We start from the raw sequence: 13957 nt of genomic DNA on the forward strand, positions 1-13957 counted from the left end.
CGTAAGCGATCCTATGTCCCGGGGGCGACTGTCCCGGGGGCGCCGCGTCCGGCGCGGCTCAGGCGGGGGCGGCCAGGATCCGGCCGCCGCGCAGGACCGCGACGCGCTCGAAGCCGGCATCGACGGCCAGGATATCGGCGCGCATCCCCGCCCTGAGGGCGCCAATCTCGTTGTCCAGGCCCAGGACACGGGCCGGCACCAGCGTCGCCGCCAGGACGGCGTCGACCGGACTCACGCCGGCGGCGATCGTGGTGCGGACAACGTCCAGCAGGGTCGCCGTGCTGCCGGCAAGGGCGCCGTCGCTCTTCAGGGTGGCCACGCCGTCGCGCACTACGACGTCGGAGGGGCCGAGCCCGTAGTCGCCGTCGGGCAGCCCGGTGGCCGCCATGGAGTCGGTCACCAGCGCGATGTTCGCGGCTCCGGCCAGGCCGAACACCATCCGGACCGTCTCCGGGTCCAGGTGGACGCCGTCGCCGATCAGCTCGACTACAACCGTGCCGGCCGCCGCCAGCCGCAGGCACGCGCCGGCCGGTCCGGGACTGCGGTGGTGCAGCGGCGGCATGCCGTTGAACAGATGCGTCACCGTGGGCCGGGCGTGCGGACCGAAACGGCCGCCCGCGGCAGCGCCGCCGATGAGGTCCGCGACCTCGGTCAGTGATTCGGCCGTCAGGCGGGCATCGGCGTCGGTGTGGCCGAGCGACGGGGTGACGCCGTGGTCTGTGAGCATCCGGAGCAGGTCCGCGGCCCCCGGCAGTTCGGGAGCGTACGTCATGGTCCGCAGGGTCCCGCCGGCGGCGGCCAGCATGAGGCCGAGCAGTTCGGGATCCGGGTCCCGGAGCCAGCGCGGATTCTGCGCACCGCAGCGGGCGGCGGAGAGGAAAGGCCCCTCGGCGTGCACGCCGGCGATCAGTCCCTCGGAGGCCAGGACTCTGAGGATGCGCAGGGACTGCACGAGGTCGTCGCCGGAGGCCGTGACCAGGCTTGCCAGCAGGCTGGTGGTTCCGCTCCGGTGCAGGAACTGCACAGCCTCCCGGCAGGCCTGCTCATCTCCAGCGGGGAATCCGCCGCCGGCTGCGCCGTGGCAGTGCAGGTCGACCAGCCCGGGAAGAAGTGATGTGCCTGCCGGCAGCGGCAGCTCCTCCGCATCGGGGGTTTGTGAGGCGTCATAGCCGGCGGCGGGCCCCGCATAGGCGATCCGGCCGCCGGCCACCGCCACCACAGCTTCCCCGGTCCGGTCACCGTCGGTGAGGAGGGCGCCCCGCAGCACGTAGGCAGGCGCGGGGGCGGCGGCGCTGTCCCCGGGGGTTAGGGTCATGGTGTCCGGTTTCTGTACGGCCCGGCACTGCCGGGCGGGTACGGTCAAGCCTAGCGGTGCGGCCCCGGGCAGCGGCTGCGGAGTTTCAGCCGTTCTTCTTCCAGCGCTTGGGCCACCTGACGTTCATCAGCAAGAGCCCGAGCAGGAGCGAGTCGATCGTCATGATGGCTGCCAGGAGGTAGGCCCACCCGGCCATCATGGCCGGGTCGCCCGGCTGCTGGAAACGAGCGTGTTGACCGGAATGCCCATGACGATCTCCTGACGTGGTTCCCCCCAGTCACTCGATAGTCCACCCAGTGTGCCAGCCCCCCGCCGGTGTGGGAACCGCGCTCCTTCCCAGCCCAAGGTTTTCACAAGGAATGCCACTCGACGTTGAGAAGCGCCCGGCGGGTCCGGTGTCATGCGTCAGAAGACGACGCGTCACATAAGCAACTCTGCTTCGGCTAGCGCAACTGCTGGAACGACGCCGTACAGCCGCCTTTAGCCGCGGAACTCGAGGCCCAGGGAGTTCAATCTGAGAATAACGGATGAAAAAACCATTGACTGTGTTGCGCGTCACGCCTAATCTGATGCAACAGCGTTGCAATCAATGCAACTCCAAAAATCGTTTTGGTGGACACATGAGTAACGAAACTTCCTCCCCTGCCACTCTTGCGGGGACGGACGGCCCGGAGTCCAATAGCGGGCATGGCAATACCCTCTCCGGAGAAGCGGCCGTGAGCGGCGGCGGGGTTCCGGCCGGCCAGGATGGACGCACTACCGGCGGCGCCGTCAGCCGGGACACCCGACGCCGGGTGGTCGCCGCCAGCTTCATCGGCAACTTCGTCGAATGGTTTGACTACGCCGTCTACGGGTACCTTGCCGCTACCATCGCCGCGGTCTTCTTCCCCGAATCCAACCCGCAGACCGCGCTTTTGCTGACATTCGCCCTGTTCGCCATCTCGTTCCTGGTGCGGCCGATGGGCGGTTTCGTCTGGGGACACATCGGCGACCGGGTCGGGCGCAAGACCGCCCTGTCCCTGTCGATCCTGATCATGTCCGGGGCGACGTTCTGCATCGCCCTCATTCCCGGCTACAGCGCCATCGGCATCTGGGCGCCGGTCCTGCTCCTGCTGGTGCGCGTGGTCCAGGGTTTCTCCGCCTCGGGCGAATACGCCGGCGCCTCCGCCTTCCTGGTCGAGTACGCCCCGGCTAACAAGCGCGGCCTCTACGCCGCGGTGGTTCCGGCCAGCACCGCTGCAGGCCTGCTGCTCGGCTCCCTGCTCGCCGGCCTGCTGACCATCCTGCTCAGCTCCGAGGCGATGCACAGCTGGGGCTGGCGGCTGCCGTTCCTCCTGGCCGCCCCGATGGGCCTGATCGGACGGTACATCCGCACCAAGCTCGAGGACACCCCGGTGTTCCGCGAAATGGCACAGGAAGAGCACGCCGTCAAGGCGCCGGTATCCAGCCTGTTCCGCAACCACTGGAGGCTGCTGCTGAAGGCCGTCGGAGCCGTGCTGCTCAACGCCGTCGGTTTCTACGTGATCCTCAGCTACATGCCCACGTACCTGTCCGCGGAACTGGGCCTCGGCGCGGCTGAATCCTTCCTCGCCACCACCATCGCGCTGGTGACGTACATCGGGTTCATCTTCCTAACCGGAATGCTCTCGGACCGCTACGGCCGCAAGAAGGTCCTCATCTCAGCATCCCTGAGCTTCATGGTCCTGACCGTGCCCGCCTTCGCCCTGCTGGACACCGGGAACTTCCTCGTGATCGTTCTGGTCCAGATCCTGCTGGGCGGCATGCTCACGCTCAACGACGGCACGCTCCCGAGCTTCCTTGCCGAAATGTTCCCCACCCGCGTCCGCTACAGCGGCTTCGCCGTCAGCTTCAATCTCTCCAACGCGCTCTTCGGCGGCACGGCGCCCTTCATGGCGACCCTCCTGATCGCCGCCACGGCCAACGACCTCGCCCCGGCCTGGTACCTGGCCGGCGCCGCCGCCGTCTCCCTGGTCGCCGTCGTGCTCTCCCGCGAAACCAGCCGGGAACCGCTGAGTCACGACTAACCCGGCGGCACGACTAGACGGCGCCACGACTAGACGGCGCCACGACTGACCGGCGCCGGCCCCCCATCTTTCCCTCCACAGAACAACACTGCAGAAAGGCACCACCAGCATGACCATCACCACTTCTGACAACGCTTCCTCCGTCGCCGAACTGGAGCGCCTCAAGGTCCTCAACAACGGCCAGAAGGTCAGCCTGACCTTCTCCGACGCCGAATTTGAGCGCCGGCTCGCCGGGCTGCGCCGGATCATGGCAGAGAAGGACCTGGACGCCGTCGTCCTGACCAGCTACCACTCCATCAAGTACTACTCCGACTTCCTGTTCACCTACTTCGGCCGTTCCTACGGCATGGTGGTCACCAAGGACGACACCGTCACCATCACCGCCAACATCGACGCCGGCATGCCCTGGCGCCGCAGCTACGGCGACAACCTGGTGTACACCGACTGGCGCCGCGACAACTACATCCACGCCATCCAGGAGACCCTGCGCACCCGCGGCATCAACCCGCGCCGGCTCGGCGTCGAAGACGATTCGCTGCCGCTGGACAACCGGAACAAGATCCAGGCGGCCTTCCCCTCCGCCACGCTCGTGGACGTGGCCCAGGCGGCCATGCGCCAGCGGATGATCAAGTCTGCCGAGGAAATCGAAGTCATCAAGCACGGCGCCCGGATCGGCGACCTCGGCGGCGAGGCCATCCGCAACGCCATCACCGCCGGCATCACCGAATACGAGGTCGCCCTGATCGGCACCGAGGCCATGGTGCACGAGATCGCCCGGACCTTCCCGGACTCGGAAATCCGTGACACGTGGGTCTGGTTCCAGTCCGGCATCAACACCGACGGCGCCCACAACTGGGCCACCACGCGGAAAATCCAGGAACACGACATCCTGTCCCTGAACTGCTTCCCGATGACCTCCGGCTACTACACCGCCCTGGAACGCACCCTGTTCTACGGCGAACCGGACGCCCGCTCCCTCGAGCTGTGGAACATCAACGTGGAGGTCCACAAGCGCGGCCTGGAACTCATCAAGCCGGGAGCGGTCTGCAAGGACATCGCCGCCGAGCTGAACGAGATCTACGTCAGCCACGGACTGCTCGCCAACCGGACCTTCGGCTACGGGCACTCCTTCGGCGTCCTGAGCCACTACTACGGCCGGGAAGCCGGGCTGGAACTCCGCGAGGACATCGACACCGTGCTGGAGCCGGGCATGGTGGTCTCCATGGAGCCCATGATCACGGTCCTGGACGGCCAGCCCGGCGCCGGCGGCTACCGCGAGCACGACATCCTGGTGGTCGGTGAGGACGGCGCCGAGAACATCACCAAGTTCCCGTTCGGCCCGGAATACAACATCGTGGGCGCCTAACCCTCCCGCGACCGGCTTCCCCGACCCCGCAAAGAAGCGGCGCCACGTCCACCGTGGCGCCGCTTTTCGGTCCCCATGCAGCATGATGGAAGACACCATGACCCCAGCAGAATCTCCCGAGACCACCGGAAACGGCGACACCAAGGGCGCCTCGGTGATCGTCAACGCCATCGCAGTGCTGCGAACGTTCAGCGCCGACGAGCCGCTGCTCGGGGTCACCGAGATCGCGAACCGGGTGGGCCTGCACAAGAGCACCGTGTCGCGGATCCTGGCCACCTTCGAACAGGAAAACCTGGTGGAACGGGACCCGGAAACGCGCCGCTTCCGGCTGGGGCTCGGGCTGATCGCCGTCGCCGGGCCGCTGCTGGCCGAACTCGAGGAACGGCGGGTGGCCTACCCGGTGCTGCGCGAACTCGCCGAACAGACCGGCGAAACGAGCGCCCTCATGGTGTGGAACGGCGGCGAGTCGATGTGCGTGGAGCAGATCGCCAGCCACCACCAGATCAAGCACAGCACCCCGCTGGGCGCCCGGTACACGGACGCCATGAGCGCCTCCGTGCAGGTCTTCCTTTCCGCCCAGCCTGCCGAACGGGTCCAGGCACTCCTGCGCAGCGGAGCGATCAGCTATCCGGGACTCGACGATGCCGGCCTGGAGGGATACCAGGTAAAGCTCACCGATGTGGCGGCCCGCGGCTGGGCCATCAACTACGGTGAATCCTCGATCGACGAAGTGGGCGTCGCCGCCCCCGTCTACGACCACCGCGGCGACATCGCGGCCGCGGTCCTGATCTCGGCCCCCCGGTTCCGCGTCTCGCGGGAACGGCTGCAGAGCCTGGGCGAAGCCTGCGCCGCGGCGGCGTACAAGGTCACCACACGCCTGGGCGGGCGCGCCGTCCCGGGCAAGGACTGACTCTCCGGGCAGACGCGCCCGGCGGGCAAACTTCCGGCTCAGTTTTCTGCGCCGGTGCGGCGTGCCGCCGGCCGGTGCCGTGCAAGACTGTTCAGAAGTCGTACACCCCGAGCCCGGAGGTTTATTGATGTCGCTGTATCAGCCGGAACCTGTCGAGATCTCCACGCGGATGCGCCCGGGGGAGTGGACGGAACGCACTCTCGAGGCGTTGATCGCGAGCTACCGCGACAAACTGCAGGCCATGGGCGCCACCGCCGCCGAAATCGACGTCGTCACTCACCGCGACGATCGCGGCGGCGTCAGCGTGGTGGCCACCTGGATCAAGTCCGACGACGAGACCGCACCCTAGGCTTCACAGCGCCCCTACCCGTCGCCGGCATCTAACCGTCACTGAGCCGCGCCAGCCGGGTCGCCAGGTGCAGCGCCGCCAGCCTGCCTGTGCCCCGGGGATCGCCCCCGCACAGGTCGAAAATCCGCTGCAGCCGCTGATGCATCGACTGCCGCTCCACATGCAGCTCCCTGGCCGCCTGGGCGGTGTTGCAGCCGGAATCCAGCCATGCCGCCAGGGTGCCGAGCAGCCGGGAACTGCGTTGCGCATCATGGTCCAGGAGGGCGCCCAGCTGCTGGCGCACGAAGTTGCGCCGCTGCCCGGCGTCGAGGCTTCCGACGGCGAGGCGTTCGACGGCGAACACCTCGGCATCGATCACCGAACCGTGCCGGCCGGCGGAGTCCGCCGGCGCGTATCCCGGCGCGTCCGCCAGATCCAGGGTGAGCCTGGCCTCGGACAGGGACCATGGCGCCTCCGGGATGCCGGCCGCCGGCGGGCCGACGGCAACCAGCGCGTCCGCCAGGGCCGGAAGCGCCCGCAATCCGGCCAGGAGCGCGTGCCGGCTTTCGCGGGAGCCCTCGGCGGGAAGGACAGCCAACGCGAGCAGCTCGGCGTTGTCCACATAGGTGGCACTGGGCTGCGCCCCCCGGGACAGGAGCTGCTCCACGGGTGTCCGGAGTTGCTGGAGCATGTCGGCCCGGACAATGACGGCCACGATCGGATTCCCCGGCGGAATCCCGGCGGCGGACGCCAGCTGCTGGAGCCGCCAGGCCTGGCTGCCGGAATCAACCGCGCGCAGCAGGGCCGCGCCGGCAACTTCCTTCAGACCGGGCGACATCCGCTGCAGCAGGGCCAGCGCCAGGATGTCCACCGAGCGGTTTCCGGCCGTGCGGGCCAGGTTTTCGTCTTCCTCCACCGGCACCCGGAGCAATAGCTGCGCCGCAAGGATGCCGCGGATCGGTACGTCGATGCGGATCAGCCGCGCCTGCTCCTCGGGTCCCAAGGCTGAACCGGCGTCCGCCGCCCCGGCATTCCCCGGGGCTGCGCTGCCCAGAGTCACGCCTGCCACCGACGTTAGCGTCACCTCAGCATGGGTGATGCCGGCCAGCACGGCCAGGATCCGGTCCAGCCCGCCGCCGTGCGCCAGCTCGACGGCCATCGCGTGGCTGGCCTCGTCGGCCCGCCGCAACTGCGACACCGAATCGCTGACCAGCATCGAGTTGATGGCTTGTGTCACGCCGACGAACGGGACCACGCCGCGCAGTTCGATCAGCGGCAGCCCCGCGGCCTCGGCGGCCGCCACCATGGAGGACGGAAGCGACGGCAGTGCCGCCCCGGTTTCGACGGCGACAGCGGCCACGCCCCGCTCTGCCAGCTGGCGGATGTAACTGATCCGGCGCTCGTCCGAGGCGAGGGCGAGGGCTTCCCCGCCGGTCAGCAAGAGCTCCCCGCCGGCCAGCAGGGGAGCGATGTCGATGATCTCGCTGGAGTGGATCCACCGCAGCTGCGCGCGTGCGGCGGCCCGGGCTCCGGCCCGGATGATGGGATCGGCGGCCGCCAGGGTCGGATGCTTCAAGGCGTCCTCAAGATGAATGGACATTACACTCCGTCGTCTCGAACTACTTTTGTTTAGACACATTGTATATAGTCGGATGTGGCGTGTGACACATAATCTTGAGGCATCCCACACACCCCCCTCGGAGGCTCCAAATGCGTCAACAATCCTCAGCGGCCCCAGCCGGCACCGCGCCGGAGGCCGGCGAAGACCACGAAGCGTGGCTCCAGCCCATCCCCGAATCCCAGCGGACCCGCAAAGTCTCCGGGCAGTTCTGGATCTGGGCCGGCGCCAACCTCGCCCCGATCAACTGGGTGCTCGGCGCGCTCGGCATCCAGCTCGGCCTGGGATTCGCGGACACGGTGACGGTCCTGGTCCTTGGAAACCTGATCGGGATGCTGCTCTTCGGCTGCTTCGTCCTGCTGGGCCAGAAGACCGGGGCGACCGGCATGGTGCTGGCCCGGGCCGCCTTCGGCCGGCGCGGAAACTACCTGCCGGCGGCCATCCAGGCGCTGCTGGTGATCGGCTGGTGCGCGGTCAACACCTGGATCATCCTGGACCTGGTCATGGCCCTCTTCGGAACGCTGGGCTGGGTTGATCCGGAGGCCAAGAACTACGCCTGGAAAATTGGCATCGCCACCTTCATCATGGGTGTACAGGTAGCCATCGCCTGGTTCGGCTACAAGGCGATTGCGGCGTTCGAAAAGTGGACCGTCCCGCCCACCATCCTCATCCTCACCGTGATGTCCGCCGTGGCATGGTTCGGCATGAAGATCAACTGGACCTACGCCGGCCCGGCCGGCCACATCCTGGAGGGCTCGGAACGCATCGCCGCGATGAGCGCCGTCATGACCGCTATCGGTATCGGCTGGGGCATCACGTGGTTCACCTACGCCGCCGACTACTCCCGCTTCGTCAGCACCTCCGTGCCCAAGCGCAAGGTGTACCTCGCCTCGGTGCTGGGCCAGTTCATCCCCGTCGTCTGGCTGGGCATTCTGGGGGCAAGCCTGGCCACCAACACCGGTGAAATCGACCCCGGAAAACTTATCGTCCAGAACTTCGGCGCCCTGGCCCTTCCGGTGCTGCTGATGGTCCTGCACGGGCCGATCGCCACCAACATCCTGAACATCTACACTTTCTCCGTCGCCACCCAGGCACTGGACATCTCCATCAGCCGGCGCAAGCTGAACCTGTTCGTCGGCGTCTTCTCCCTGGCCGCGGTGATCTTCTTCATCTTCCAGGAGGACTTCGCCTCCGTGCTGGATGCGTGGCTGATCGGCCTGGTCGCCTGGGTGGCCGCCTGGGGCGGCGTCATGCTGGTCCACTACTTCTGGATCGAAAAGCGCTGGCCCGCGGACACCGCCCGGCTCTTCGACGCCGTCGGCACCAAGCGCCTGCCCGGCCTGAACCCGGCCGGCATTGCCTCCCTGCTCATCGGCATCTTCGCCACCTGGCTGTTCATGTACGGCCTCATCCCTGTCATGCAGGGACCCATCGCCGTCGCGCTCGGCGGCTGGGATTTGTCCTGGCTCGCCGGGGGACTGTGCAGCGCGGCCGCCTACGCCGTCCTCGGGCCGCGGTTCCACCGCAAGTTCCTCGACGTCGTGCCGGCCACTGTGAGGGTCACGGACACAGCCCTCCCCGTGGCCGACGCGCCGGTCCCGTCCACCGCCCCCTCCACTCTTTAGCCAGGAGTTTTCCCCGTGAACTTCCCCGCATTCGCTGACACCGCCCACCCCATCACCTGGCCAGACGGCCACCGTGCCGCCGCATCCTTCACCTTCGACGTCGACGCCGAATCCTGCACGATCGCCCATGACCCGCAGAGCACCCGGCGCATGTCGCTCATGACGCACCAGTCCTACGGGCCCAAAGTGGCCGTCCCGCGGCTCCTGCAGATCCTGGCGCGCCAGGACATCCAGGCGACATTCTTTGTCCCCGGCTTCACCGCCGAGTGCTACCCGGACGCGGTGCGCCGGATCGCGGACGCCGGCCACGAGATCGCGCACCACGGCTACCTGCACGAACCGATGCAGGGCATCGACGCCGCCACGGAGGCGCGGTACCTGGACCGGGGGCTGGAGGCACTGGCCAAGGCGGCAGGCGTCCGGCCGACGGGCTACCGGGCACCCTGGTGGGAGCTCAACTGGCATTCCGCCTCGCTCCTCGCCGACCGCGGCTTCCTGTATGACTCCAGCCTGCTCGACGGCGACGCCCCTTACCGCTTCAGTGTCGCCGAGTCGGACCCGCGGGACCTCGTGGAGATCCCGGTCGACTGGGCCCTGGATGACTGGGAGCAGTACGCCTTCTACCCCGGCGTCACCGGCAGCGGCGTGATTGAAAGCCCCGCCAAGGTCCTGGAAATGTGGACGCTGGAGGCCGAGGCACACCATGCGGCCGGAAGCTGCTTTGTCCTGACCAACCACCCGTTCATTTCCGGCCGGCCTTCCAAGGCCGTGGCCCTGGAACGGCTGATCGAGCGGGTCAAGTCCATGGAGGGCATGTGGGTCACCACCATGGAGAATATTGCGCAGCACACCCGCGATTCCGTCCGGGAAGTCCACAGCCACGCGCGGATTGACGTGCCGCAGTTCCCGGACACGGGCGCCCGGTTCACCCCGGCGGCGATCCGGCAGTCCGAGGTACTCGGGACACCGCTCCGCTGATCTCTGTGCCCTCGGCCAAGTCCCTGGCCCGGCCGCCTCGCGATGAGGCGGCCGGGCCAGGGACTTCTGTGTGTGGGCTCTGTGGTGCTGACGTTGTCGTGTCGGCCTTGTCGTGTTCGGGGGCGCTTCCGGCCGGGCGGTCAGCCCGTCTTCGCCATGGCGTAGGCCGCGGTGCCGTAGGCCAGGGCCGCGGACATGTCTTTGAGCAGGTCCTGGTTGATGTTCGAGGTCGTGTCGCAGGCCTCGTGGTAGCAGGGATCGAGATGCTTGCCGGCCTGGCCGCCGTACTCCTGCACCTGGGCCCGGGTCTTCTTCTTCTCATCGCCGGTGAACAGCCCGCCGCCCGGAATGCCCGCCGAGAGGAACGCGTCGTAGTCGGAGCCGCCGTCGAACGGCGTGGTCTCCGCCGGCAGCGAGTTCTCCTTGAAGAACTGGAAGAAGATGTCCTCGATCGCCTTCGACCCGGCCGGCCCGGCGTGCCCGAAGTCCGTGCCGTCGCCGTCATGCACGGACCGGACCCCGTTGGGCGAGGCCACCATGTCCACGTTCAGGTTCGCCGCGGTCTGTTGTTTCTCGGTCTGGCTGAGCTCGTCGACGTAATGCTGGGAGCCGTAGAGCCCGTCTTCCTCCCCGCCCCAGAACGCGAACCGGACCCGGTTGGCCGGCGCGATCCCGGATTCCTTCAGCCACCGCGCGGTCTCGAGGACGGCCGCGATCCCGCTGCCGTTGTCGTCAATGCCCGGGCCCTCCGGCACGGAGTCCAGGTGCGCGCCCACCACCACGGTGTGCTCCGCGCTGCCGCCGGTGTCGGCGAGGATATTGAAGGACTGCACCTGCTTCTTGTTCCGGCCGTCCCCCCGGAAGCTGAAGGTCTGCCGGACCGGCGTGTAGCCGGCCGCCCGCAGCTGCTCCTCGACGTAGCGGCCCGATTCCTCGTACCCGTTCGTGCCGGAGGCGCGGTTGCCGCCGTTGGCGTCGGCGATCCGCTGCAGTGCCTCCAGGTGGCTGCTCATGCCCCGGGTCTTGAAGTCCGCCAGCACCGTGCGCGCATCCACCGGGCTGACCGGATTCAGTTGCAGGGCGGCAGGACGGGACGAAGCGGGAGCGCTGGGGCTGGCGGACCTGGCTGACTTGGTGGATTTGCTGCTGGGGCTGCTGCTCGGGGATCCGGCCGCGGTTTCGGACGTGCAGGCCGACGTCGAGAGCAGGATCACGGCGAGGACGGAGGGGAGGATGTGTTTGCGTAAAGTGATCATGCCGAGGAGCCCCCATCAGTAGTGTGTACAAGTTCGCTTTCGTTCGGCTCGAATGGACAAGACGCCCGGCACTGACACACCAGTAGGTCGCGGCCACCATCGCCCGGCAAATACTCCTATCAGATCGAACTATTGTCGGCCCTCCGGCTGTGGGGTCAATAGGGCCTGGCTGTGAAACTGCTGTGCAAGTGGGGCTGGGCAAGTGGCCGCTGCCTCCGGGGGGACATGCCCAGCGGCCGCCTCCGGTGCCCGGGCGCATGCCCTCCCCTTGCGCCGAGGAATGGACATAGGCCCGCTATGCCCATTCCTCGGCGCGCCGGGGGAGCATGCTCAGCGGCTGGCTGGCTGGCTGGATCGTGGGTGGGTGGGCACGCTCGGTGGTGGGTTTGGGGAACGGCAGGAGCATGCTCAATGGTGGGCCGGGGCCGGGGGAGCATGCTCAATGGTGGGCCGGGGCCGGGGGAGCGTGCTCAATGGTGGGCCGGGGCCACGGGGACATGCTCAGTGGTGCGCCCAGGAAAGAGGGCGCATGTCCACTCCGTAGGCCGAGGAGTGGACATAGGCCCACTGTGTCCACTCCTGCCGCACAGCGGGGCGCATGCCCATTCGTGGCGGGGAGCATGCTCAGTGTTACGGCGCAGGGGAGGGCATGTCCGCCCCCGGGGACCCGCCGAACCGCCACGCGCAACCGCGGCCCAAAGTCCTGGCGCAACACGGCCGGGCCTAGAATGGTCACGATGATGCCAGGACAAATAGCCGCAGCGGATGGGAAGAACGTGCTGAGCATCAGTGCGGGCATCATCTACTCGGTCTGGCTTCCCGGGTCCGTTGTTGACGTCCATTACGCCAAGGACGCCATGCGGGCCGTCGAGCAGATCAGCGGGGGCATTCCGATGCCCATGCTCTCGGAAATGACCGAAGTGGAGATCAGCGCCGCCGCCAGGTACGAGTTTGCGCAGACCGCCGGGGTCTTGGCGATTGCGGTGCTTGGATCCAGCACCGTGGACCGTGTCATTGCCGCGGCCATGAGCCGGCACACCCGGTATCCCCACGAGTTCTTCACGTCCAGGGACAACGCCGTGGCCTGGCTGAACAGGTTCATCCCCGGCGGCAGCGGGCAGCCCGAAGGATTCGAGGACGGCATCTCCGCCCTGACCTGAGAGACGGCGGCGGATCCGGCTGTCCGGGGCCGCTGTCCGGGAGAGGTCGAACAAGTGGTCCCGTTCGGCGTCGTCGAGCTGCAAGGAACTCGCGGATCGCGTCTCGATTGTCCATGCCCTCAGCGTTAGGGCTTGCGCCCCCGTAAGGGAGGCCCTGGCAATACCCCTATAAGCAGAGACTCCCTTGGCGCGCCGGGAACCGGTTTGATGGATGATGTTCCGTTGAACAACCCCCAACGACTAGCAAGCAGGAGATTCATTGCTTACCGTCAATGCATATGCCGCACCGTCCGCCGCTGAAGACCTCGTCCCCACCACGATCGAACGCCGGAACGTGGGCCCGCACGACGTCCTGATCGAGGTCAAGTACGCCGGGATCTGCCATTCAGACATCCACACCGTCCGCGGCGACTGGGGCCCGCAGTCCTACCCGCTGGTCCCAGGCCACGAGATCGCCGGAATCGTCACCGAGGTCGGCACGGCCGTGACCAAGCACGCCGTCGGAGACCGCGTCGGCGTCGGCTGCATGGTCAACTCGTGCGGCGAATGCGCCAACTGCGCGGCCGGCGAGGAGCAGTACTGCCTGGCCGGCAACACCGGCACCTACGGCGCCGTGGACCGCGACGGCACCATCACCCAGGGCGGCTACTCCACCCACGTCGTGGTGACCGAAGACTTCGTGGTCACCATTCCGGAGGGCCTGGAGCTCGATGTCGCGGCGCCGCTGCTGTGCGCCGGGATCACCACCTACTCCCCGCTGCACCACTGGGGCGCCGGCCCCGGCAAGAAGGTCGCGGTGGTCGGCCTGGGCGGCCTGGGCCACATGGCCGTCAAGATCGCCCACGCCATGGGTGCCGAGGTCACCGTGCTGTCCCAGTCGCTGAAGAAGCAGGAAGACGGCCTGCGCCTCGGCGCGGACCACTACTTCGCCACCAGCGAGCCCGCCACCTTCGAACAGCTCGCCGGGACCTTTGACCTGATCATCAACACGGTCAGCGCCTCGATCGACATCAGCGCCTACCTCCAGCTGCTGAAGCTCGACGGCGCCCTGGTCAACGTCGGCGCCCCCGCAGAACCCCTCCCGGTGAACGCGTTCGCGCTCATCGGCGGCCGCCGCTCCTTCGCCGGCTCCATGATCGGCGGGATCCGCGAAACCCAGGAAATGCTCGACTTCTGCGCCAGCCACGGCATCGGCGCCGAAATCGAGGTCATCCCGGCGGCCAAGATCAACGACGCCTACGAGCGCGTCCTCGCCTCCGACGTCCGGTACCGCTTCGTGATCGACACCGCCACGCTGAGCTAACGACGCCGGACCAGGACTGCGGATGCACGACGCCGGGCGGCCTGTTGGCAGGC

Annotated in this window: 11 protein-coding genes; 8 read left to right on the plus strand and 3 right to left on the minus strand. The window is 67.9% G+C overall.

Annotation, left to right across the window (positions count from 1 at the left end; genetic code table 11):
- Positions 1-58: 58 nt before the first annotated feature.
- A complete protein-coding gene (gene nagA / locus CFN17_RS07570; RefSeq protein ID WP_208750806.1) occupies positions 59-1315 on the minus strand; it encodes an N-acetylglucosamine-6-phosphate deacetylase in 1257 nt (418 codons plus the stop codon).
- A 716-nt stretch (positions 1316-2031) separates the two neighbouring features.
- Between nagA and CFN17_RS07575 the strand changes: the two genes are divergently transcribed.
- The 4 genes from CFN17_RS07575 (at position 2032) to CFN17_RS07590 (ending at position 5985) form a co-directional block, all read left to right on the plus strand.
- On the plus strand, positions 2032-3360 hold the full coding sequence (locus CFN17_RS07575; protein WP_395926869.1) for an MFS transporter: 1329 nt from the start codon (positions 2032-2034) through the stop codon (positions 3358-3360).
- 109 nt (positions 3361-3469) lie between these two features.
- On the plus strand, positions 3470-4726 hold the full coding sequence (locus CFN17_RS07580; protein ID WP_208750808.1) for an aminopeptidase P family protein: 1257 nt from the start codon (positions 3470-3472) through the stop codon (positions 4724-4726).
- 97 nt (positions 4727-4823) lie between these two features.
- Positions 4824-5636, plus strand: coding sequence for an IclR family transcriptional regulator (locus tag CFN17_RS07585; protein WP_261792408.1), 813 nt, complete (start codon positions 4824-4826; stop codon positions 5634-5636).
- Positions 5637-5763: 127 nt separating this feature from the next.
- Positions 5764-5985, plus strand: coding sequence for a hypothetical protein (locus CFN17_RS07590; RefSeq protein WP_208750809.1), 222 nt, complete (start codon positions 5764-5766; stop codon positions 5983-5985).
- Positions 5986-6016: 31 nt separating this feature from the next.
- Here CFN17_RS07590 and CFN17_RS07595 read toward each other — a convergent pair whose 3' ends face one another.
- Positions 6017-7564, minus strand: coding sequence for a PucR family transcriptional regulator (locus CFN17_RS07595; RefSeq protein WP_208750810.1), 1548 nt, complete (start codon positions 7562-7564; stop codon positions 6017-6019).
- A gap of 110 nt (positions 7565-7674) precedes the next feature.
- Between CFN17_RS07595 and CFN17_RS07600 the strand changes: the two genes are divergently transcribed.
- Complete coding sequence (locus CFN17_RS07600; protein ID WP_261792409.1) at positions 7675-9207, plus strand: cytosine permease; 1533 nt, start codon at positions 7675-7677, stop codon at positions 9205-9207.
- A 15-nt stretch (positions 9208-9222) separates the two neighbouring features.
- The gene (locus tag CFN17_RS07605) at positions 9223-10185 is read left to right on the plus strand and encodes a polysaccharide deacetylase (protein ID WP_208750811.1); all 963 of its coding nucleotides are present in this window, start codon (positions 9223-9225) and stop codon (positions 10183-10185) included.
- A gap of 140 nt (positions 10186-10325) precedes the next feature.
- Here the strand turns inward: CFN17_RS07605 and CFN17_RS07610 are convergent, their stop codons facing one another.
- Entirely contained in the window at positions 10326-11441 is a 1116-nt protein-coding gene (locus tag CFN17_RS07610; RefSeq protein ID WP_208750812.1) for a M28 family metallopeptidase, read from the minus strand.
- A 737-nt stretch (positions 11442-12178) separates the two neighbouring features.
- On the opposite strand from CFN17_RS07610, the gene CFN17_RS07615 reads away from it, so the two are divergent.
- Both CFN17_RS07615 and CFN17_RS07620 read left to right on the plus strand, forming a co-directional pair.
- Positions 12179-12601 carry an STAS/SEC14 domain-containing protein gene (locus tag CFN17_RS07615; protein WP_208750813.1) on the plus strand — a complete coding sequence of 141 codons (423 nt, stop codon included), beginning with the start codon at positions 12179-12181 and terminating at the stop codon, positions 12599-12601.
- Positions 12602-12860: 259 nt separating this feature from the next.
- Complete coding sequence (locus CFN17_RS07620; protein WP_208750814.1) at positions 12861-13904, plus strand: NAD(P)-dependent alcohol dehydrogenase; 1044 nt, start codon at positions 12861-12863, stop codon at positions 13902-13904.
- The last annotated feature ends 53 nt before the right edge of the window (positions 13905-13957 follow it).

Origin of the sequence: Arthrobacter sp. PM3 (assembly GCF_003352915.1) — a bacterium.
Taxonomy (GTDB): domain Bacteria; phylum Actinomycetota; class Actinomycetes; order Actinomycetales; family Micrococcaceae; genus Arthrobacter.

Excerpts from the sequence above, each read along its gene's own strand:
- nagA (WP_208750806.1), bottom strand. The coding sequence starts at position 1,315 with ATGACCCTAACCCCCGGGGACAGCGCCGCCGCCCCCGCGCCTGCCTAC.
- CFN17_RS07580 (WP_208750808.1), top strand. The coding sequence starts at position 3,470 with ATGACCATCACCACTTCTGACAACGCTTCCTCCGTCGCCGAACTGGAG.
- CFN17_RS07585 (WP_261792408.1), top strand. The coding sequence starts at position 4,824 with ATGACCCCAGCAGAATCTCCCGAGACCACCGGAAACGGCGACACCAAG.
- CFN17_RS07590 (WP_208750809.1), top strand. The coding sequence starts at position 5,764 with ATGTCGCTGTATCAGCCGGAACCTGTCGAGATCTCCACGCGGATGCGC.
- CFN17_RS07595 (WP_208750810.1), bottom strand. The coding sequence starts at position 7,564 with ATGTCCATTCATCTTGAGGACGCCTTGAAGCATCCGACCCTGGCGGCC.
- CFN17_RS07600 (WP_261792409.1), top strand. The coding sequence starts at position 7,675 with ATGCGTCAACAATCCTCAGCGGCCCCAGCCGGCACCGCGCCGGAGGCC.
- CFN17_RS07610 (WP_208750812.1), bottom strand. The coding sequence starts at position 11,441 with ATGATCACTTTACGCAAACACATCCTCCCCTCCGTCCTCGCCGTGATC.
- CFN17_RS07615 (WP_208750813.1), top strand. The coding sequence starts at position 12,179 with ATGATGCCAGGACAAATAGCCGCAGCGGATGGGAAGAACGTGCTGAGC.